At 31.9% G+C, this 22,505-nt stretch carries 23 protein-coding genes; 18 read left to right on the forward strand and 5 right to left on the reverse strand.

Annotated elements, in window-relative coordinates:
- Window positions 1-131: 131 nt before the first annotated feature.
- Complete coding sequence (locus tag Q0772_RS01710; protein ID WP_298339413.1) at window positions 132-1,361, reverse strand: serine hydrolase domain-containing protein; 1,230 nt, start codon at window positions 1,359-1,361, stop codon at window positions 132-134.
- Between the two features lie 300 nt (window positions 1,362-1,661).
- On the opposite strand from Q0772_RS01710, the gene Q0772_RS01715 reads away from it, so the two are divergent.
- On the forward strand, window positions 1,662-2,153 hold the full coding sequence (locus tag Q0772_RS01715) for a hypothetical protein (protein WP_298339416.1): 492 nt from the start codon (window positions 1,662-1,664) through the stop codon (window positions 2,151-2,153).
- Window positions 2,150-3,541 carry a M64 family metallopeptidase gene (locus Q0772_RS01720; RefSeq protein WP_298339419.1) on the forward strand — a complete coding sequence of 464 codons (1,392 nt, stop codon included), beginning with the start codon at window positions 2,150-2,152 and terminating at the stop codon, window positions 3,539-3,541. Before Q0772_RS01715 ends, Q0772_RS01720 begins: the two co-directional genes overlap by 4 nt.
- 9 nt (window positions 3,542-3,550) lie before the next feature.
- Here the strand turns inward: Q0772_RS01720 and Q0772_RS01725 are convergent, their stop codons facing one another.
- On the reverse strand, window positions 3,551-4,072 hold the full coding sequence (locus Q0772_RS01725; RefSeq protein WP_298339421.1) for a DUF4136 domain-containing protein: 522 nt from the start codon (window positions 4,070-4,072) through the stop codon (window positions 3,551-3,553).
- Between the two features lie 226 nt (window positions 4,073-4,298).
- On the opposite strand from Q0772_RS01725, the gene Q0772_RS01730 reads away from it, so the two are divergent.
- Window positions 4,299-4,553 (forward strand): autorepressor SdpR family transcription factor, encoded by a 255-nt coding sequence (locus Q0772_RS01730; RefSeq protein ID WP_298339426.1) that lies wholly within the window; start codon window positions 4,299-4,301, stop codon window positions 4,551-4,553.
- 4 nt (window positions 4,554-4,557) lie between these two features.
- A complete protein-coding gene (locus tag Q0772_RS01735; protein ID WP_298339429.1) occupies window positions 4,558-5,199 on the forward strand; it encodes an SdpI family protein in 642 nt (213 codons plus the stop codon).
- Window positions 5,200-5,229: 30 nt separating this feature from the next.
- Here the strand turns inward: Q0772_RS01735 and obgE are convergent, their stop codons facing one another.
- Together obgE and Q0772_RS01745 are read right to left on the reverse strand one after the other, a co-directional pair.
- Window positions 5,230-6,228: a GTPase ObgE gene (obgE, locus tag Q0772_RS01740; protein ID WP_298339432.1), complete on the reverse strand. Its 999-nt coding sequence runs from the start codon at window positions 6,226-6,228 to the stop codon at window positions 5,230-5,232.
- 81 nt (window positions 6,229-6,309) lie between these two features.
- Window positions 6,310-7,419 carry an adenylate kinase gene (locus tag Q0772_RS01745; RefSeq protein WP_298339435.1) on the reverse strand — a complete coding sequence of 370 codons (1,110 nt, stop codon included), beginning with the start codon at window positions 7,417-7,419 and terminating at the stop codon, window positions 6,310-6,312.
- A 136-nt stretch (window positions 7,420-7,555) separates the two neighbouring features.
- On the opposite strand from Q0772_RS01745, the gene Q0772_RS01750 reads away from it, so the two are divergent.
- The 10 genes from Q0772_RS01750 (at window position 7,556) to Q0772_RS01800 (ending at window position 16,130) form a co-directional block, all read left to right on the forward strand.
- The gene (locus Q0772_RS01750) at window positions 7,556-8,710 is read left to right on the forward strand and encodes a 5-(carboxyamino)imidazole ribonucleotide synthase (RefSeq protein WP_298339438.1); all 1,155 of its coding nucleotides are present in this window, start codon (window positions 7,556-7,558) and stop codon (window positions 8,708-8,710) included.
- Window positions 8,711-8,799: 89 nt separating this feature from the next.
- A complete protein-coding gene (gene purE / locus Q0772_RS01755; RefSeq protein ID WP_298339441.1) occupies window positions 8,800-9,279 on the forward strand; it encodes a 5-(carboxyamino)imidazole ribonucleotide mutase in 480 nt (159 codons plus the stop codon).
- Window positions 9,280-9,429: 150 nt separating this feature from the next.
- A complete protein-coding gene (locus Q0772_RS01760; RefSeq protein ID WP_298339443.1) occupies window positions 9,430-11,466 on the forward strand; it encodes a M3 family metallopeptidase in 2,037 nt (678 codons plus the stop codon).
- Between the two features lie 99 nt (window positions 11,467-11,565).
- On the forward strand, window positions 11,566-12,069 hold the full coding sequence (locus tag Q0772_RS01765; RefSeq protein ID WP_298339447.1) for a MarR family transcriptional regulator: 504 nt from the start codon (window positions 11,566-11,568) through the stop codon (window positions 12,067-12,069).
- Window positions 12,070-12,126: 57 nt separating this feature from the next.
- Window positions 12,127-12,516, forward strand: a complete 390-nt coding sequence (locus Q0772_RS01770) for a DoxX-like family protein (RefSeq protein ID WP_298339450.1) — start codon at window positions 12,127-12,129, stop codon at window positions 12,514-12,516.
- Window positions 12,500-13,225 (forward strand): DUF2071 domain-containing protein, encoded by a 726-nt coding sequence (locus tag Q0772_RS01775; RefSeq protein WP_298339453.1) that lies wholly within the window; start codon window positions 12,500-12,502, stop codon window positions 13,223-13,225. The genes Q0772_RS01770 and Q0772_RS01775 overlap by 17 nt, the downstream gene beginning before the upstream one ends.
- Entirely contained in the window at window positions 13,216-13,962 is a 747-nt protein-coding gene (locus Q0772_RS01780; protein WP_298339456.1) for a methyltransferase domain-containing protein, read from the forward strand. Before Q0772_RS01775 ends, Q0772_RS01780 begins: the two co-directional genes overlap by 10 nt.
- Window positions 13,963-14,369: 407 nt before the next feature.
- Window positions 14,370-15,233: a class I SAM-dependent methyltransferase gene (locus Q0772_RS01790; protein ID WP_298339462.1), complete on the forward strand. Its 864-nt coding sequence runs from the start codon at window positions 14,370-14,372 to the stop codon at window positions 15,231-15,233.
- A gap of 78 nt (window positions 15,234-15,311) precedes the next feature.
- Window positions 15,312-15,863: a sigma-70 family RNA polymerase sigma factor gene (locus Q0772_RS01795; RefSeq protein ID WP_298339465.1), complete on the forward strand. Its 552-nt coding sequence runs from the start codon at window positions 15,312-15,314 to the stop codon at window positions 15,861-15,863.
- 3 nt (window positions 15,864-15,866) lie between these two features.
- On the forward strand, window positions 15,867-16,130 hold the full coding sequence (locus Q0772_RS01800; protein WP_298339467.1) for a hypothetical protein: 264 nt from the start codon (window positions 15,867-15,869) through the stop codon (window positions 16,128-16,130).
- Here the strand turns inward: Q0772_RS01800 and Q0772_RS01805 are convergent.
- Entirely contained in the window at window positions 16,123-16,938 is an 816-nt protein-coding gene (locus Q0772_RS01805) for a hypothetical protein (RefSeq protein WP_298339470.1), read from the reverse strand. The genes Q0772_RS01800 and Q0772_RS01805 overlap by 8 nt on opposite strands.
- Before the next feature lie 121 nt (window positions 16,939-17,059).
- On the opposite strand from Q0772_RS01805, the gene gcvP reads away from it, so the two are divergent.
- From gcvP to Q0772_RS01825, 4 genes are all read left to right on the forward strand, one after another.
- Window positions 17,060-19,909 carry an aminomethyl-transferring glycine dehydrogenase gene (gene gcvP, locus Q0772_RS01810; RefSeq protein ID WP_298339473.1) on the forward strand — a complete coding sequence of 950 codons (2,850 nt, stop codon included), beginning with the start codon at window positions 17,060-17,062 and terminating at the stop codon, window positions 19,907-19,909.
- Between the two features lie 102 nt (window positions 19,910-20,011).
- The gene (locus tag Q0772_RS01815) at window positions 20,012-21,070 is read left to right on the forward strand and encodes a ketoacyl-ACP synthase III (RefSeq protein WP_298339476.1); all 1,059 of its coding nucleotides are present in this window, start codon (window positions 20,012-20,014) and stop codon (window positions 21,068-21,070) included.
- Between the two features lie 2 nt (window positions 21,071-21,072).
- Entirely contained in the window at window positions 21,073-21,594 is a 522-nt protein-coding gene (locus Q0772_RS01820) for a methyltransferase (protein ID WP_298339479.1), read from the forward strand.
- A 26-nt stretch (window positions 21,595-21,620) separates the two neighbouring features.
- Window positions 21,621-22,472 carry a glycosyltransferase family 2 protein gene (locus Q0772_RS01825; RefSeq protein ID WP_298339481.1) on the forward strand — a complete coding sequence of 284 codons (852 nt, stop codon included), beginning with the start codon at window positions 21,621-21,623 and terminating at the stop codon, window positions 22,470-22,472.
- The last annotated feature ends 33 nt before the right edge of the window (window positions 22,473-22,505 follow it).

Genomic DNA, 22,505 nt, shown 5'->3' on the forward strand with positions numbered 1-22,505 from the left:
TTATCTCAAAAAAAGTATTTGTAATGTTTTCTAAATAATTCAATATACATATTTACAGCCTTATATACTATTCAAATAATCTTCTGGCACATACTTTATTCTTTATTTTTAATGTAATAACCATTAGCTTTTTATTTTTTAAGAGCGTCCCATATCTCCCACATAGTTCCCATAGAGTTTTCTTTTTTAGAATCTGTATTGGTAATAAGGATTCTTCCTTTTTTATCTTCAATATTAAAAAACATCATAGTATTTGTTCCTGGATCTCCACCAGTATGCCCAATCACGTTATATGCTAATTCTTTGTCTATAAATAATCCTACGTTGAAGTTTTCTTTACCTCCTAATGCACTTTCTTCTAATTGTGATTTAAAAAACTCTTTGTAGCTATCAGCATCTAAAATACTCCCATGTCCAGAGTAGCCATTAATTAATTCAATTAGAAATTTACTTAAATCTGTGCTAGATGTAATAAGCCCTCCATCAGGATAAGAAAGAATTTTGTAATACGGCAAAACCTCACCATCGTAATATAATTTTGAGTAATTTGTGCTATCAGCTTCTTCAAAAAACCAAGTTGTTGAAGCCATATTTAAAGGTTCAAATATATATGTTTTTGTAAATTCACTAAACGGTTTATCAGTTGCATATTCTATAACTAAGGCGCATAATGCTGCTCCAATATTACTGTATTCTCTTAATGCTCCGGGCTTTCTTTTTGCAAAAGTAGAATCCTCATAGAATACCTCATCTTTTTGTAAAATTTTCTTTAAATATTCCGCTAAAGGCATCCAGTTTTTTGATGAATTTTGATAATATAACTCATAACGTTTAAGACTTTCTCCAATTGGTATATCATCTTTATTTACATAACATGTTTGCATGTAAATATCTGTATCCACTATGGAACTTGTATGGGTAGCTAACTGCCTAACAGTAATTAAATCATTGGGGTAATTAGGGTTTTTAACTTCAAAAGGCAAATATTTATTTATTGATTCATCCAAATCAACCAAAGCCATTTCTTCCGCTTTTAAAAGTGCCGCAGCAATAAACACTTTAGATATAGAAGCTATATTAATCAGAGTATGCTCGGTATACTTTTTCTTTTTCTCAACATCGGCATACCCAAAACCTCTGTTATAGATAATTCCTTTAGAATCTACTATAGATACCGCAAATCCATTAAAAACCTCTTTATCATATAAACTTTCTATTTCACTAGTAATACTGTCTGTAGCTATATGAGTTTCTGTTTTAACACTACTGTTATCTCGCTTTACATTCTCCTTGCAAGAATTAGCAGTTAATAGTAACACTAGAAATACGATATTGTTTACTATACTTTTTATTGTTCTCATAATAACTTAAAATATTAAATGTATTAGTATATCTAAGACTTTAACTATAAAACTTATTAGGACTTTAACTAAATTGATCATAACATTGTTCGTTTTTTGATTGATGATTGATTGATGATGTAAAGTTACTTTAGAAGTAAACTAAAAAAAGTAAAATTATGATAAGTGGTAAAATGCATCACTTAAACGGTATAATAAAAATGTTTCAGCAACTTATTTGTCTGTTCTCAAATTATTTACAAATGAAAACTTGAACTTTTTATGCTTAACTTTACCAAACACAATCCCAAATTGGTTTTTTTGAAATATTATCACCTACATAAAATAACTTTACTAATTGTACTACTCATTTTTTCAGGGTGTAAAAGTGCAAAAAACGTATCTAATCAGTCATCACAGATTGAAAACGAACCAAAGGTTTTATTTTTAAACTATAACATTAAAAAAACAGCAGAAGGTAAACGTCAGATTACTTACATTAATAAAAAAATTACCAATGGAAAAATAAAACAAAACCCATTCGAACCAATTGAAAATGGGATACAAGGTGATTTAATTTTTACTGAACTAAACAAGAAACAAAAGGTCATAAACCAGCTGTTAATTAAAAACCCTTTAATCAAAAAAATAGAATATGTTGATGAATCAAAACACTTTAAAACCAAAGTTATTGATTTCGATGAAATGCAGTTCTCAATCAGGTTACAATTGAAAAATGATACTAAATACATAACAATTAGTAACTTTGCTAAAAGCGAGCCCCTCATTAAAACCCAAATTAGGCAACTATGAAATCTGTTTTATGCTTTCTCATAATCCTTTTTAATATCTCAAGTTTAGCTGGACAAATCTTTGATGTAGAAGCTATAAAAGTTTCAGGAGATAATGATAAACGTATTAACCTTGTTTTTATGGGAGATGGCTACACCTTATTTGAATTAGATAAGTTTGTGACTGATGCTACCAATTTTTCTAATAGTTTGTTTAGCCAAAGCCCATTTTCCGAATATGCAGATTATTTTAATGTTTATGCCATAAAAGTACCATCAAATGATAGTGGAACGGACCACCCAGGAATTGCTACGGATGTTACAGAGCCTGTTTTTAGTGTTGCTTCAAAAAACACTTACTTTAATACCTCTTTTGATACAGCCAATATTCACAGGTTACTTTACACATATAGCTCATCAATAGTTTATAATGTATTGGCTGATAATTTTCCACAATACGATCAACCCATTATTATTGTTAACACTTCAGAATATGGAGGTGCTGGTGGCCCCTACGCTACTTCCTCTACAGGTAACAATGCCGATGAAATTGTTATACATGAAATAGGGCATTCGCTTTTTGATTTAAAGGATGAATATTATCCAGGAGATGCACTTGCTTCTGAAGCTATAAATATGACTCAAGAAACTAACCCTGCTATAGTAGGCTGGAAAAATTGGGTAGGCACAGATGGAGTTGGTATTTATCAGCATAGTGGATCTGGTAATGCTACTAGTTGGTATAGGCCACATCAAAATTGTAAAATGCGATATTTAGGTGTTCCATTTTGCTCTGTTTGTAAAGAAGGTATTATTGAAAAAATACATAGTTTAATTTCTCCTATTGATAGTTATATTCCCAATAGCTCAACAGTTGACAACCCAACATTACCTCTAGACTTTCAATTAAAATTGATTAAACCAAATCCCAATACCTTGGAAAGCGAATGGACTTTAAACGGCTCAAGCTTTGCCACTAATGTGGATGACATTTCTATTGAAGAAACTGATTTAGTTGAAGGAGCTAACTTACTAACAACTGTTGTACATGATAACAGTACTTTTTTAAGGGTAGATAATCATGATAGCTTTCATATTTACACTGTAAATTGGAATATTAATTACACTTCTCTAGGGATTGAAGAAGTTGAAAGCAATACAGACACTTTTAATATTTCCTTATATCCTAACCCAACAGAAAATTTGTTAAACTTAAAGTTTGAAAGCTCAAACACCTCCAATTTAAAAGTAGTAATTCTGACAGTGGATGGCAAAAAAGTAAAATCTGTAAAACTTAATAATTACGAAAACAAACAAGTTAGATTAAACCATTTAGATACAGGTATTTATATTGTAAATTTCTACAATAACAACACACTATTAACTACTAAAAAATTAGTTAAAAAATAAATACTCGATTTATTTCTTAGGAGGATATCCAGATAATACTTTTTCTACAATAGCTTGCATGCGTGCTTCTCTTTTTTCGGGCGTTGCTCTTGGGTTAAAACTAGATTCACTTATGGCCTGCCAAAAGAGTTGTTTTTTATTTTCATCTACGAAATCGATAGTAATTTGACGGTTTATATTACCTTGACCGATAGGTAAACCTATGGAAATTCCACCACCCACATTTCGTCCACCACCACCTACCCCAACACCAACACTTTGACTTTGAGGTTCTTGATATTCAGCACTTTTAATATCTATGAAAAAATCTGGAGTTTCTGAGATACTGAATCCTTTTACTTTCATTTTGGCATCAATGGCATCTAAGAGACGCTTAGTATCTAACTCGCTTAAGCCAGTTTCCATATCTGCATAGTATTGATAGGTTTTATAATTATTAAAATTTACAGCTTTATCATAATCGTAATTCACATGAATTGGAGCACAGGATACTATAATTAAGGCTAGAATACTAATTTTTAGAAATCGCATAGGTTTAATTTTATCTAAATTTAATCAAAAATTATTCCAATGTTTCTTTTTAGTTCAGAAGTTGCGTTAGGGATAGCAGTGAAAAGCCCAAAGCCTGACGAAGGAAGTGCGAGGACTTGTAACGAATAGCCCGACCCTTGTGGAAACGCCCAAAGAGCAAATCATTTTAACTAAAATATTTGCTAAATTAAAATAGTATTTAGATATTTGTCTAAATACCTAATTAATGAATTACTTATTTAAGGCATTAAATGATGAAACGAGGCGCGAAATTCTGGAATTGCTTAAGGATAAGGACATGACTGCGGGTGATATTGCTGATGCATTTAATATTTCGAAACCTAGTATCTCACATCATTTGGATATTTTGAAGCGTGCTGATTTGGTGACGAGTGAAAAGAACGGACAGTTTATTACATACTCTATAAACACAACGATTCTGGAAGATGTATTGCAATGGATTTTAACTTTAAAAAAATAAAATAATGAATTTGAAAAGAGAAATACCATTGATAATTATTGTTTTAATTCCGTTTATTTATTTGGCCTATATCTGGAGTTTGCTACCAGAGACGGTGCCAACACACTGGAATTACAAAGGTGAGATTGATGATTGGGGTAGTAAAAATTCGCTGATACTTATTACTTTTTTACTATCGGGAGTTACTTATATTTTATTTACAATTATTCCATTAATAGACCCGAAAAAACGCATACAAACCATGGGCAACAAATACCATAACTTAAAGTTTTTGATGGTGTTATTTATGTCTGCTTTAGCTGTATTTATAATTTACAGTGTTAAAGAACAATCTATAACCAACCCATCACTTGTAATTTTTGCTATTGGTATTTTATTTATGCTTTTAGGGAATTACATGAAAACCATAAAGGCGAATTATTTTATTGGGATAAGAACACCTTGGACTTTAGAAAACGAAAGTGTTTGGAAAAGTACTCATAAACTAGCTGGCAAATTGTGGTTTGTTGGTGGATTAGCTATTGCAATATCTAGCCTTACAGCTAGTAAGAAGTTTAATAGTATATTCTTTATTAGTGTTACACTATTAATTACTTTAATACCTTTTGTGTATTCGTATTTAGAGTATAAAAAAATTAGGAAGTAATTATTTTGTTTAAAACAGACAAGATATATCTTAATTGTTTAGCATCTTCCAAAGCATATCTTTTAACTCAGTAATACCTTTTTGAGCAACAGATGAGATGAATATATATGGAATTGGTAGCTCATTATCAAGCTCAGTCTTTAATTCTGCTTTTAGTTCATTATCCAACATATCACTTTTTGAAATAGCAATAATACGCTCTTTATCAAGCATTTCTGGATTGTACCTTCTAAGTTCATCTAACAAAATATCATATTGTTTTTTGATATCGTTAGCATCAGCTGGAATTAAAAAAAGAAGAATAGAATTTCGTTCTATGTGTCGCAAAAAATAATGTCCAAGCCCCTTACCTTCTGCAGCCCCCTCTATAATTCCAGGGATATCTGCCATAACAAAGGTTTGAAAATCTCTGTATTTAACGATACCTAAATTGGGTTTTAGTGTAGTAAATTCGTAATCTGCAATTTTTGGTTTTGCAGATGTAACAACTGATAAAAGCGTAGACTTACCTGCATTGGGGAAACCAACCAAACCAACATCAGCGAGCACTTTAAGCTCCATGGTAACATACTTTTCCTCAAGAGGCATACCAGGTTGCGCATAACGCGGTGTTTGATTAGTTGAACTTTTAAAATGCCAGTTCCCTAAACCTCCTTTACCACCTTCAGCTAGAATTCTTTCCTCGCCTTCATCGGTAATTTCAAAAAGTATAGTGTTGGTTTCTGTATCTCTTATTACTGTACCTAAAGGCACATCGACATATACATCCTCTCCATCGGCACCTGTGCTTCTACTTTTGCTACCATGCTCACCATGACCTGCTCTTATATGCTTTTTGAATTTTAGATGAAGTAGTGTCCAAAGATTAGAATTTCCGCGAACAATAATATGACCTCCACGGCCACCATCCCCACCATCAGGACCACCTTTTTCTATATATTTTTCGCGATGTAAATGCGCAGATCCCTGTCCGCCCTTTCCAGAACTGACATACATTTTTACATAATCTACAAAATTCCCCTCTGTCATCTCTGTTGTTTATTTGTTTTCAGTGAATTTGTTGTTTAGTCTTGTTTAACTTCTAAACAACTAAACGAATAAACGTTAGCACTATAGTTTGTCTATTACGCTACTCAATCGCTCTGTAATATCTTTGATACTACCAACACCATCAACACCATGATATTTATCTTGCGCCGTGTAGTAATCTTTTAAAATAGCAGTTTCATCGTAATACACTTTAATTCTGTTTCTAATTACAGCCTCATCTGCATCATCTTTACGACCACTTGTTTTTCCTCTTTCCAGTAAACGTGTTACTAAAACCTCATCATCAACCTCTAAAGCAATCATTGCATTAATTTGAGAATCTTTGCTATCCATTAACTGATCTAAAGCTTCAGCCTGTGCATTAGTTCTTGGAAATCCATCAAAAATAAATCCATTGGCACCGGCATTTTTTTCAACCTCTGCCTTTAACATGTCTATAGTTACTTGGTCTGGAACCAAACCGCCTTTTTCGATGTATGATTTAGCTAACATTCCTAAAGCTGTATCATTTTTCATGTTGTAACGAAAAACATCTCCTGTAGAAATATGTACTAGGTTATATTTCTCCTTTAAAAATTCTGCTTGCGTTCCTTTACCTGCTCCCGGAGGGCCAAATAGCACTAAGTTTGTCATGTGTTGCGTTTCTTTTATTTGATAGACTTCTGGTAAATTTCGTCCCAAACCATCATAATCTAAGCCATAACCTACTATGAATTTATTTGGAATTTCTATACCAACATAATGTAATTTAAAATCTTTTTTATACGCTTCTGGTTTGTAAAAAAGTGTCGCAATTTTTAACGATTTAACCTTTTCATTTTTAAAAATTCTATGAACTTCATGAAGCGTATTCCCTGTATCTATAATGTCTTCTAAAATTATAACTGTTCTGCCTGTTAGATCTTGTGTTATACCAATTAATCTTTGAATATCTTCAGTAGACTTTACGCCTTCATAAGATGCTAGCTTTATAAAAGTAACCTCGCATGTTTTTGGGTACTTCTTTACAAAATCGCTGGTTAGCATAAACGATCCGTTTAAAATACCAACAAAAACTGGAATTTCATCACCTACATCTTCAGCTATTTTATCAGCTAATCGCTGTAATGCAGCATCAATTTCTTTAGCAGAAACGAAGGGTTTGAAGTATTTGTCGTGTAGCTTTATCACGGGTGTTATATTTTGAAAGCGCAAAGATAATCAATAGATTAAGTAATAACGATTTTTTGATTTAGGATTTCAATAGTAATTTAAGATTTAAATGTATTTTTGCTTATCATTATTTTGATTTCGAAAAAACGTTTAGATGAATTATTTCTCTTCAAATTTTAAACTTGGTATTCTTGGTGGTGGCCAATTAGGTAAAATGTTATTGTACAACACTAGAAAATTTGATATCCAAACTGTTGTCTTAGATGCCAGTAAAGAAGCACCGTGTAAAATAGCTTGTGATGAATTTCATTTGGGTAATTTAATGGATTATGATGCTGTTTACAATTTTGGAAAATTAGTTGATGTATTGACTATTGAAATTGAAAACGTTAATGTTGATGCTTTAGAAACTCTAGAAAATGAAGGGATTAAAGTGTTTCCTGCATCTAAAACATTAAGAACCATACAAAATAAAGCGAAACAGAAACTTTTTTACAGAGACAACAATATACCAACATCTAGTTTTAATCGATTTGCTTATTTATCTGAAATTGAAGATGCTATAGCCAATGGAGGCATAGAACTTCCCTTTGTTTGGAAAGCGGCTCAATTTGGTTATGATGGTAATGGCGTAAAAGTAGTGAGAAAACTTTCAGATTTAAAAGGCTTACCAGCTGGTGAATGTATTGCTGAAGATTTAATTCCTTTTAAAAACGAATTAGCAGTTATTGTTGCGCGGAGCCCTTCTGGAGAAACTAAGACATATCCAGTTGTTGAAATGGAATTTCACCCTGAAGCAAACCAAGTTGAATATGTGATTTGTCCAGCAAGAATTCCTGAAGATACCGCAAAAAAAGCAGAGACTGTGGCGTTAAAAACTTCAGAAGCATTTAATCATGTAGGATTATTAGCTGTTGAAATGTTTCAGACGCAAGATGATGATATTTTAGTAAACGAAGTTGCACCAAGACCACACAATTCGGGGCATCAAACAATTGAAGCGAGTTATACTTCTCAGTTTGAACAACATATTAGAGCCATTTTAGATTTACCCTTAGGAAGAACTTCCAGTAAAGTTGGAGGTGTAATGGTTAATCTTGTAGGTGCTGAAGGACACACAGGAAATGTAGTTTATAAAAACATTGAAAACATCATGAATATGGATGGTGTAACACCCCATATTTACGGTAAAAAGCAAACACGACCATTCAGAAAAATGGGACATGTTACTATTGTGAATGAAGATTTAAACGAAGCAAGACGTATTGCTGAATCAGTTAAGAAAAGTATAAAAGTTATAAGTGAATAATAATTGGTCAAACTTAGTCTAGGCCTCATTAAAATTCAAAATATTATAAACCCCTCGACTGCACTCGGGGAAACATAAATTATTTTTTTATGAGTAAAGTAGGAGTAATTATGGGAAGCAAAAGTGATCTTCCTGTTATGCAAGATGCCATTGACATCTTAAAAGGTTTTGATATTGAAGTTGACGTTGATATTGTATCAGCACATCGTACACCAGAAAAACTTTTCGATTATGGTAAGCATGCGCACACCAGAGGGTTTTCTGTAGTTATTGCTGGTGCTGGAGGTGCTGCCCATTTACCAGGAATGATAGCGTCTTTATCGCCTCTACCAGTTATTGGTGTGCCAGTAAAGAGTAGTAATTCTATTGATGGTTGGGATTCTGTACTTTCAATTTTACAAATGCCTGGAGGCGTACCTGTAGCAACCGTTGCACTTAATGGAGCCAAAAATGCTGGAATTCTAGCTGCTCAAATTATTGGTTCTAACGATGTAAGCGTTTTAGACAAAATTATTGCTTATAAAGAAGATCTTAAAATAAAAGTAAACGAATCTGCTAAAGATTTATAATAAAAAAAAGCCCCGAAGTTATTCAGGGCTTTCAGCTATTAACAAATAATTCTCATGAGTTAGTCACTCTGTGTATTATTGATTACAAAAATAAAATAAATTTACTATGCATACATAGTAAATTTATTTTTTAACACATTTTTTGAATAAATGATAGAAAAAACACCATTTTACCCATTTAAAAGCAAACACAACACCGCTCCTTTCAGAATAATTAAAAATGAAGATTATTTACCTACCATTAAAGAATCTATCATATTAGCTAAAAAAGAGGTTGAAAGTATAATTAATAACCCTAATAAACCTTCTTTTAAGAACACTATTGAAGCTCTAGATTTTTCTGGAGAACAACTTGATAGAATCACAAGTATATTCTTTAATTTAAATTCTGCTGAAACAAATGAAGAAATTCAAAAAATAGCACAAGAAGTTTCACCTTTATTATCTGAATTTAGTAATGATATCACTTTAAATGTTGAATTATTTAAACGTGTTAAAGACGTTTATGATTCTAAAAAAGAACTAAACCTAACTAAAGAGCAAGAAACACTACTTGATAAAAAATATAAAAGTTTTTCTAGAAATGGCGCAAACCTTCCTGAAGACAAAAAAGACAAACTCAGAGCCATTGATAAAAAATTAAGTCAATTAAAATTAAAATTTGGGGAAAACATTTTAGCAGAAACAAATAAATTTGAGATGCTAATTACCATTGAGTCTGATTTAGCTGGATTACCAGATGGCGCAAAAGAAGCCGCTAAACAGTTAGCAGAATCAAAAGATAAAAATGGCTGGTTATTTACTCTGGATTACCCTAGTTACATTCCTTTTGTTACTTATGCAGATAATAGAGCTCTAAGAAAAAAAATGTCTTTAGCCGCTGGCGCCAAAGGTTTTAAAGATGATGAGCTCGATAATCAAAAACATGTTTTAGATATAGCAAGTCTCAGGCATGAACGCGCTAATTTATTAGGCTACAAAACCCATGCAGACTTTGTTTTAGAAGAACGTATGGCAGAAAGCCCTAAAAATGTTCAGAAATTTTTAAACGAATTGCTAGAAAAAGCTAAACCTGCAGCAAAACGAGAATTTGAAAACCTAGAGCAATTTGCCAAAGATTTAGATGGTATAGATCAATTACAAAAATGGGATGGTGCTTACTATTCTGAAAAGCTAAAACAGAAATTATTTAGTTTGGATGATGAATTGCTAAAGCCATATTTTAAGCTTGAGAATGTTATTAATGGAGCTTTTACAATAGCTAACAAATTATTCGATTTAAAGTTCGAAGAAATTGATACTATTGATAAATACCATGACGATGTTTTAACCTATAAGGTAACCGACTCTAAAGGTGATTTTATAGCTATTTTTTATGCTGATTATTTTCCAAGATCAGGAAAACGCAATGGCGCTTGGATGACTGTATATAAGCCACAATACATTAAAAATGGTAAAAATAGCAGACCACATATTTCCATTGTTTGCAATTTTACAAAACCCACTAAAACCAAACCTTCGCTATTAACATTTAATGAAGTTACCACATTATTTCATGAATTTGGGCATGCGCTACATGGTATGCTGGCCAATACCACTTACCCAAGTTTATCAGGAACCAGTGTGTTTTGGGATTTTGTAGAATTACCAAGTCAGGTTATGGAAAACTGGTGCTACGAAAAAGAAGCATTGGAATTGTTCGCTACACATTATGAAACAGGTGAAGTAATTCCAATGGATTTAGTCGAAAAAATTAAGGAATCTGCTACCTTCCATGAAGGGATGCAAACCTTACGACAATTAAGTTTTGGATTATTAGATATGAGTTGGCATGGTACAGACCCAAGCGATATAACCAATGTAAAAGCTTACGAATCTAAAGCTTTTAAAAACACAAAATTATATCCTGATATTGCTGAGAACTGTATGAGTACAGCATTTTCACATATTTTTCAAGGTGGTTATTCTTCTGGTTATTACAGCTACAAATGGGCAGAGGTTTTAGATGCTGACGCTTTTGAGTTTTTCAAAGAAAAAGGCATTTTTAATAAAACTGTTGCTGATAAATTTAAGGATCATGTGTTAAGCAAAGGTGGCACAGAAAACCCAATGACGCTTTATAAACGTTTTAGAGGGCAAGCACCTAAACCTGAAGCTTTATTGAAACGTGCGGGATTGTTAAAATAAGTTTTATTTATAAGGTTGAATGCAAAAGATCAACCTTTTCTTTTAAAATAAACTTTCAATAATTATTGAAAGTTTAGAAATTGTTTATATCTTTGTGGTATGGAATATCAAGAAGCAAAAGAAAAATTTATAAGTACTTGGGGAAGTTTGGGAACCTTATGGGGTATTAATAAAGCGATGGCACAGATACAGGCGCTCCTTTTTATTTCAACAAAACCATTATCTATGGAAGAGGTTATGGAGGAATTAAAGATTTCTAGAGGTAATACAAGTATGAATTTACGTCAGTTAATGGATTGGGGTATTGTAACTAAAGAAATCGTTCGTGGAGAGCGCAAAGAGTTTTTTACTACTGAAAAAGATGTACAAGAACTGGCAAGAATAGTTGCCAAAGAACGAAGCCGAAGAGAAATAAAACCTGTTATTAAAGTTCTGGAAGAAGTTAGCTCTATTAAAGATGACGGCACAGAAAAAACTAAAGAATTGATAAAACAAACCAAAGCATTAAAAGACCTAACTGACGATTTAGATACTTTAATGAATAAACTTGTAAACCAAAAACAAAATTGGCTAACAAAGTCTGTTTTTAAATTGATGAAGTAAATAAATTTTTTTTAATTACAACTTTCAATATTTTCTGAAAGTTTAAAATAAAAATACATGAAAAACATAATAAATATTATCATTGCTCTTATTTGGTTTATTAATGGATTACTATGCAAAGTTTTAAATCTGGTTCCTAGACATCAAAAGATAGTTTCAGAAATCACTAATTCTAAATATTCTAGAGAACTAACAATTGCAATTGGAATTCTAGAGATACTTATGTGTTTTTGGATTTTAAGTAAAAATCAACCAAGACTTAATGCCATTATTCAAATAATAATTATTGCATCAATGAACATTTTAGAATTCATTATGACTCCACACTTATTAATGTGGGGAAGGCTCAATAGTGTCTTTGCACTTCTATTAATTCTATTTATTTACTTAACTAGTTTTCATTTTAATAACATCTTCAAAACTAACGATTATGCTTTCAAATCTTAAAAAACATCCGTTTACGGTAGAGGCATTCTTTAAAAGCTCTATCGTTTTAACCTTTGCAGTACCAAAACAAGAACTGGAGGCTTTAATTCCTGAATGTTTAGAACTAGATACATTCAATAATAAATGGTCTTTCATTGCTGTTGCTATGGTTCAAACTAAAAACATTAGACCTAAAGGATTTCCTGCCTGTTTTGGAAATGACTTATTCTTAATTGGGTATCGCATTTTTGTTCGCTATAAGACAGAAAAAGGAAAACGTTTGAGAGGTTTATATATTTTAAAGTCGGAGACAGATAAAAAAAGGATGGCTTTTGCTGGAAACCTGTTTACGCATTACAACTATACATCTACAGATATAAGTTGTAAGGATGAAGAGATAAATTCAATAAAATCAAATTTCAAAATCAAACTAAATTCTAAAAGACGCAACATTACATTGCCAAATCAATCTCCTTTTTCAAATTTGAAAGAAGCTAGAAGGTTTGCAGGACCTTTGCCATTTACATTCACTTACAATGAAGGCAAAAAAGAAGTTTTAATTATTGAGGGTGTGAGACAAAACTGGAAACCCAATCCTGTACATGTTGAATATTACAATATCGCATTCTTAGACGAATTAAAGTTAAAAGATATTGTTCTGGCAAATGCATTCAAAATTAATAACATTCCGTATTACTGGAAAAAAGGTAGAATAGACTTATGGAACTAAAAAGAAAACCATTTCAGGGTGTGCTAAACATCCTGAGTTTTAACCGTCATTTTTATGTGATAGGATTAAGTATAATTGCATTACTTTTATTAAGCAAGCTTTTATTTGATTGGAATAATATATTGTTTTGGGTAATCATTATTTCATTCTTATACGGTTTAATTATGCCTTTGATTGTATCGGCTTATGTTTATGATTTTTCTGGGTATTATGATTTTAAATGGCTTGAGCATTTGAATATTACAAATTCGAACCACCACATTGTTAATATCAATGCAGGATTTGATGAAACAAGCTTTATTTTAAAAAGTAATTTTCCAAATGCTAATTTGCAAGTTTTTGACTTTTATAATTCTGAAAAGCACACAGAAGCAGCCATAGTTAGAGCAAGAAAAGTTAGTTTAGTTTATCCTAAGACTAAACAGATTAGCACTAATACTATTCCTTTAGAAAATAAATCTGTTGATATGGTTTTTCTTTTATCTGCCGCTCATGAAATCAGGTCCTTTGAGGAGAAAGTCTTATTTTTAAAAGAATGTAAACGCATCTGCAAACCTGATGCACATGTAATTTTAGTTGAACATTTAAGAGATATTCCAAACTTCTTAGCTTTCTCCATTGGCTTTACACACTTTTTCTCAAAACAAACATGGATAAACGCATTTAAAAGTGCTGGTTTTAAATCGTTTACTGAAACTAAATTCACTCATTTTATGTCTATATTAAAATTTAACTAGAAACGATGACTTTACATATACAAATAATTGGCTATATACTAATTGCACTAGCATTAATTCATACTACATTCCCTAAATATTTTAATTGGAAAATGGAGCTAAAATCGCTGAGTTTAATAAACAAACAAATGTTTAAGGTTCATACTTTTTTTATAGCACTCACAGTTTTACTAATGGGTATACTTTGTGTCATTTCATATGAATCATTAGTAACAACAAATCTTGGTAAAACCTTGTGTTTAGGATTTGGTCTATTTTGGTTAATACGCTTAATATTCCAGCTTTTTGTTTACTCTTCAAAATTATGGAAAGGAAAAAAATTTGAAACTATTGTACACATCTTCTTCATCTTACTTTGGGTATACCTATTTGTTATATTTACTGTCATTTATATAAACTAGTTTGCTATGAAAACAACTGTTTTAAATATCAAAAATAATCGCATAGAAATGATTGATTTCTATAACGAAGCTACTGAAGATTATAAATTCTGGAGTAAAGACTTCAACATGCATTTTGGATATTTTGTGCCATTTAGAACAAATCCTTTTAAACGTGATTCTATGCTAAACCAAATGAATGCTCAGATGATTAAGCGTTTGAATATTGGAACATCAAAACACAGATTGGTAGATTTAGGTTGCGGCATGGGTGGAACCATGAGGCATGTTTTAAAAACATATAAGAATGTAATTGCTTATGGTGTTACACTTTCCGATTTTCAAGTAAAACACGGCAACATGTTATTAAAAGGAGAAAACGGAATTATTCTTAAAGAAAACTACAACAAAACATCATTTACATACAACTCTTTCAACTCTGCTGTAGCCATAGAAAGTTTTTGTCATTCTGGTCATAATGACAATTCAATTAAAGAAGCACACAGAATATTAAAACCTGGAGGTATACTGATTATTGCAGATGCTTTTCTTAAGAAGAACGTACCAGAACTCTGTAAAGGCAGCAAATATGCCTACAATAAACTATGCAACCACTGGAGCTTAGAGAAATTAGAGACTATTGATAACATGATTGAAAAAATAAAAAGTTTCGGGTTCAAAAATGTAAAAATTGAAAATGCTTCATTTAAAGTTGCCCCTTCTGTTCTTCACGTTCCATTTGCAATTACAGGATTTATATTAAAAAAGATTTTGAGCTTTAAACCCATAAAACAGGAAAGTTTTCACAATCTAAAAGGGTCTTTTTACGCCTTATTATCTGGATTGCATTTCAAAAGTTTTGGGTACTACATTATTTCAGCCACAAAATAGATGTAACTGATTCATAAACAATTCAAAAAATTCATTTTTTTACCTTATTTTTGGAATTCAAAAAAAAGAGATTAGCTAATGCCCGACCACAAAATTGATCCAAACAAATGGATAGACTTATATTCTGACTACCTCTTTAATTATACCATTACGCGTGTAAGTGACCGAGAGATTGCTCAGGACTTAGTTCAAGAAACTTTTTTAGCTGGTTTAAAGTCAATGAAAAATTTTAAAGGAGAAGCCAGTGAGCGCACATGGCTTATTTCTATTTTAAAGCGAAAAATAATTGACCATTACCGTAAAATTAATTCTAATAAAGGAAAAGCTGAAGTAAGAATAAATTATAATGATGCTGAAAGCGAAGGTGATTGGCTTGAAGAGCGTGTTGCAGACCCTTTTGATAAAACAGCAGAAGATACTCTGCAAAATAACGAATTGGGAGATGCTATACATAACTGTTTAAGTAAATTACCACAAAAACAAGCTGACGTTTTTAAAATGAAGACCATTTTAAATCATGAAACTGAAGCAATTTGTAATGAATTAAATATTACAGCGTCTAATCTATGGGTAATTATCCATAGAGCAAGAACAGCTATGGCAGATTGCCTTAAAGCAAATTGGTTTTAAGCTATGAATAAAAAAAATAAAATATTTATACCGTGTGATGAAGCAAATCATGTATGTGATAAAAATCAATACAAAGAAGCATCATTGTGGGAATTGATTAAATTAAATGTACATTTAATTTATTGCAAAGCCTGTAGAAAATATACAGTAAATAACACAAAACTCACCAAAGCAATTAAAAAAGGGGAGGTTGAATATCTTGATACTTCAACAAAAAGTGATATGAAAAAAGAGTTTGAAAAAGCTCTAAATGACGTTTCTAATTAAAATATAACATAAAAATCAGCCAAAGAATCGGCAAACTTTCTACCCAAAACGCACTATAATATTTGTTTTGTTCAATCTTACAAAAACAAACAAACAGTGCTGCAATAACGCATATCGTAAATAAAATTACAATAGAGATTAAAACAGTTTCATCTTTTAAAAATTCTAACAAAAAAAATACAATAAGAATTGTAATACCTAATAATTTAGTATTTCTTAAACCTAACTTTTGAGGAAGCGTTGATAATGCTACACTATCAAATTTCAAGTCTCTTATTTCAAAAGGTAACATTAGTACAACTACAAATAAAAAACGCTGAATTGCTAATAACACAACATCCGTATTGATCTTATAATCCAAGGCAATCAAAGGCAAAAAAACTGTTACTCCTGTCCATACCAAAGCAATAATATAAACTTTTAGTCCACCAATAGTTCTTAGCGTACTTTTTTTTGATAATAGTGGTATAGCATAAAAGAAAGTAATTACTGCTAAGCATAAATTAAAAACATGAGCTTTTAAAGGTAATTGTGTGGCATAAAAACACATCAAAACAAAACAAACAAAAGACAGTATTTGAATTAATTTAAGCCAATTAGCAAGTTGTCTATGATGAAATTTTGCAATAGCAAAATACTTTACAAAATTGTAACCTGTAATTGAGGCATAAAACACAAAATATAACACCGACTCCATGTAACTTAAATCTAAACTTAAAAGCGTAATCCATGTTAATGAAAATACAGACAAAGCCACATGAATACTACTATTTATGTAAAAATTAAAAAGGCGTCTCAAAAATGTCATGGCGCAAAAGTAATCAAAGTGTTGATAACGTTTGTGATTAGTTAAAAACTTTCAAAACAACTCAATAAAACACACTAAATATTGCTTATTTTTGCGAATTATATAAAAAAAGATTTGCTAAATGAATACCAATGCTTTTGCTCTTCGTCATATTGGTCCTCGAGAAAAAGACCAAAAATTAATGTTAGACACATTAGGATTAGACACATTAGACCAACTAATTTACGAAACTATCCCAGATGATATTCGCTTAAAAAACGGTTTAAATTTGGATGCCCCTATGACGGAACATGAGTATTTATTACATATTCATGAATTATCAAAAAAGAACAAAGCACGTAAAACCTATATTGGTTTGGGTTATCACCCAACTATCATGCCTGCTGTGATTCAAAGAAATATTCTTGAAAATCCGGGTTGGTATACAGCCTACACCCCTTACCAAGCTGAAATTGCTCAAGGCAGGTTAGAAGCTCTGTTAAATTTCCAAACCATGGTTATTGATTTAACTGGAATGGAAATAGCAAACGCATCTCTATTGGATGAAAGTACTGCTGCTGCTGAGGCTATGAGTTTATTATTTGCTGTAAGAGAACGAGATCAGAAAAAATCTGGAGTCAATAAATTTTTTGTTTCTAAATATATTTTACCTCAAACTCTATCATTACTACAAACTAGGGCAACTCCAATTGGCATTGAACTTGTTGTTGGTGAAGAAGAAGCATTTGATTTTTCTGAAGATTTCTTTGGAGCTATACTTCAATACCCTGGTAAAGATGGACAGATTACCGATATAAAATCATTTATAAATCAAGCAAATAATTCTAGAATTAAAGTAGCTGTTGCTGCAGATATTTTGAGTTTAGTTAAACTAGAAGCTCCAGGTAAATTTGGAGCTGATGTTGTTGTTGGGACCACACAACGTTTCGGAATTCCTATGGGGTACGGTGGTCCACATGCTGCATATTTTGCAACGAAAACAGCTTATAAAAGAGATATCCCTGGGCGTATTATAGGCGTAACAAAAGATGCTAACGGAAATCGTGCATTACGTATGGCGCTTCAAACAAGAGAGCAACATATAAAACGAGATAAAGCCACATCAAATATTTGTACTGCTCAGGTTTTACTTGCAGTTATGGCGAGTATGTATAGTGTTTATCATGGACCGCAAGGCTTAAAATTTATAGCTAGCAAAGTCCATAATAAAACAGCAACACTCGCCAATATATTAGAAAAATTGGGTTACGATCAAGTAAACACATCTTATTTTGATACGCTTCAAATAAAAACCAAGGCTAAAACAATAAAGAAAGTTGCTACCGAAAAGAAGGTAAACTTACACTATCCCAATAAAAACACGGTTACAATTTCAATTAATGAAACTACCTCTATTAGAGATATTAATTATTTAATTTCCATTTTTGCAGAGGCTGCTAAAAAAGAAACAATCGTCATTTCTTCAGTTGAAGATACAAATCAAATTTCCGAACCATTACAAAGACAATCAGATTTTTTAACTGAAGCCGTTTTTAATACCTACCATTCTGAAACAGAATTGATGCGTTACATAAAAAACTTAGAGCGTAAAGATTTAGCCTTAAATCATTCCATGATTTCGTTAGGATCTTGTACTATGAAGTTAAATGCAGCTTCAGAGATGCTACCTTTAAGTTGGTTTAAATGGGGGAATATTCATCCTTTTGCACCCCTAAAACAAGCTAAAGGTTATTTAACAGTTTTAAAAGAATTAGAAGATCAATTAACAGAGATTACAGGTTTTTCTGCAACCTCGTTACAACCAAACTCTGGTGCTCAAGGTGAATTTGCTGGACTCATGGTTATTAAAGCATATCATGAATCTCGTAATGACCATCATAGGAATATTTGTTTAATCCCATCTTCTGCTCATGGCACTAATCCAGCAAGTGCAGTTATGGCTGGTATGAAAGTAGTTGTTACAAAATCAACCGAAGAAGGTAATATAGATATAGACGATTTACGTGAAAAAGCAGAGCTACATAAAGACAACCTTTCCGCATTAATGGTAACCTATCCATCTACTCATGGTGTATACGAATCTGCTATTAAAGAAATAACGCAAATTATTCACGATAATGGAGGACAAGTTTATATGGACGGTGCCAACATGAATGCTCAAGTAGGTTTAACTAACCCCGGAAATATTGGTGCAGATGTTTGTCATCTTAATCTCCATAAAACTTTTGCAATTCCGCATGGTGGTGGCGGACCTGGTGTTGGTCCAATTTGTGTTGCAAAACAATTAGTACCATTCTTACCCGGAAATCCTCTTGTAAAAACGGGAGGCGACAAAGCTATTACTGCTATTTCTGCAGCACCATTTGGTTCATCTTTAGCTTGTTTAATTTCTTACGGCTATATTAAAATGCTAGGTGCACAAGGCTTAACTGAGTCTACCAAAATAGCTATTTTAAATGCAAACTATATTAAACATCGTCTTCAAGGAAGTTATGAAACGTTGTATTCTGGTGAACGTGGACGTGCTGCGCATGAAATGATTATAGATTGTCGTCCATTTAAAGTCCATGGAATAGAGGTTACTGATATTGCTAAACGCCTTATGGATTATGGTTTTCATGCACCAACTGTTTCTTTTCCTGTAGCTGGAACCATGATGATTGAGCCCACAGAAAGCGAAAGTAAAGCAGAAATGGATCGTTTTTGTGATGCCATGATTTCTATCAAAAAAGAAATAGATAGTGTATCCAAGGAAGATGATAATAATGTTTTAAAAAATGCACCGCATACATTATCTATGATTACGACAGATGAATGGCAATTTCCTTACTCTAGAAAAGAAGCTGCTTTCCCATTAGATTATGTTAAAGACAACAAATTCTGGCCAAGTGTAAGACGTGTTGATGATGCTTATGGTGATAGAAATTTAATTTGCTCTTGCACGCCTATAGAAGCTTATGCAGAGGCCTAAAATAGCTTTTGAACATCGTAAAACATCTTAAAACTAGATTTTTATTTTTGCAAATGATTTTATATTGCTTTTGTTGAATCATATTAAAGGAATTGTTCTCATATGAATATTAAAATTACTGGCACTGGAAGCTACATACCTGCGGAAATTGAAAAAAATGAAGACTTCCATAATCATGAATTTTTAAATAGTGACGGCTCTAGTATAAATGCTCCTAGCGAGATTATAGTTAAAAAATTTAAAGCCATAACAGGTATTGAAGAACGTCGTTACGCAAAAAAACATTTAAACACTTCTGATATCGCTTCATTTGCTGCTGAAAAAGCTCTTGAAAACGCTAAAATTAATCGAGAAGATTTAGATTATATTATAGTTGCTCACAATTATGGAGATGTTAGACATAACAGCCAACAAAGCGATACCGTACCAAGTATAGCTTCAAGAGTTAAGCATTTATTACAAATTAAAAACCCTAAATGCGTTGGTTACGATTTACTTTTTGGTTGCCCAGGTTGGGTTGAAGGCGTTATACAAGCCCATGCCTTTATAAAATCTGGAATCGCACAAAAATGCTTAGTCATTGGAGCTGAAACGTTATCTCGTGTTATCGACCCACACGATAGAGATTCTATGATTTATAGTGATGGGGCTGGTGCTGTTATAGTTGAAGCTTCAGAAGACAAATCAGGTATATTAGCCCATGAATCTGCTACTTTTGCTTTAGACGAAGCTCATTTTATATTCTTCGGAGAAACAAATAATCAAGAGTCTGATGATACACGTCGCTACATAAAAATGTATGGTCGTAAAATATATGAATTTGCATTAACCAATGTTCCACTAGCTATGAAATCTTGCTTGGACAAAAGTGGAATTAATATTTCTCAGGTTAAAAAAATTTTAATACACCAAGCCAATGAAAAAATGGATGAAGCTATTGTAAAACGTTTTTATGAGCTTCATAATATGGATATGCCTGAAGGCATTATGCCTATGAGTATAGGAAAACTTGGAAACTCAAGTGTTGCAACAGTTCCTACCTTATACAACATGATTTTGAATGGCGACCTTGAAAACCAAGAAATAAACAAAGGTGATGTTATTATTTTTGCTAGTGTTGGTGCTGGTATGAATATTAATGCTATCGTTTATAAACAATAAGCATGTACGAGAAAACCTTTCCCAATAAACGTTTTAAACACACCATCGATTTTCTAGAAAAACATGTTACAAACGCAGAATCTATTTTAGATTTAGGTGTTGCAAATCCTTTTACCAAAATTATGCAGGAGCATGGATATTCTGTAGAAAACACCAAAGGCGAAGATTTAGATATCGACACCTCTAATATTGAAATTTCAGGTGCAGACGTAGTAACCGCTTTTGAAATTTTTGAACATTTACTTTCTCCTTTTACTGTTTTAAAATCGATTAAATCTAATAAACTTGTTGCTAGTATACCTCTTAAACTATGGTTTTCTTCAGCATATAGAAGTAAAACTGATATGCTTGACAGACACTATCATGAGTTTGAAGATTGGCAATTCGATTGGCTTTTAGAAAAAGCTGGATGGAAAATTATTGATAGCCAAAAATGGACAAATCCAACAAAAAAAATTGGTATCCGCCCTATTCTAAGATGGTTTACTCCCAGATACTACATTGTTTATGCTGAAAAAGTTTAATTTAGTTTTTTAAACTCAAAAAGCTTTTGAATTTTTACATTATCATTCCTGCACATAACGAAGCGGATTCTATCGGATTAACGCTTAATTCCTTGGTAAAGCAAACTTTAATACCAAAAAAAATTATTGTAGTAAATGATAATTCAACAGATAACACACAAGCTGTAGTTGATGGATACGCCGAAGTTCATCCTAATATATCTCTAATACATAATACATCTTCTAACGAGCACTTACCTGGTTCAAAAATCATTAATGCATTTTACAAAGGTTACAATACTCTAGATGAAAATTACGATGTAATTTGCAAATTTGATGCTGATTTAATCTTTCCTGAAAATTATTTAGAGCAATTAGCGTCTCATTTTAAAAAAAAAGAATCACTAGGGATGGCAGCAGGGTTTTGTTATATTGAAAAAAATGGTGATTGGGTTTTAGAAAATTTAACTCGAAAAGATCATATTCGTGGTGCTTTAAAAGCCTACAGAAAAACATGTTTTCATCAAATTGGAAAACTAAAACCGTCTATGGGTTGGGATACCGTAGATGAACTTTTAGCTCAATACTACAAGTGGGAAATTTTAACTGATGAAAAGCTGCATGTAAAACATCTTAAGCCTACAGGAATTAGTTATAATAAAGCCTCAAAATATTTACAAGGTGAAGCGATGTACAAAATGCGTTATGGCTTTTTTATCACTTTAATTTCTGCGTTGAAACTAGCCTACAAAAAACAAAGTGCTTCACTTTTTAAGAATTATATGGTTGGATACTTTAAAGCTAAAAAACAAAAAACAGACTTTTTAGTTTCTGAAAAAGAGGGTGAATTTATTAGAGACTTACGTTGGAAGGGCATGTTGAGTAAATTGAAAATTTAAAACCCTAAAAACAAGTTTTTGACAAAGAATACT

It is taken from the genome of uncultured Algibacter sp. (assembly GCF_947490405.1).
Lineage (GTDB): Bacteria > Bacteroidota > Bacteroidia > Flavobacteriales > Flavobacteriaceae > Algibacter_B.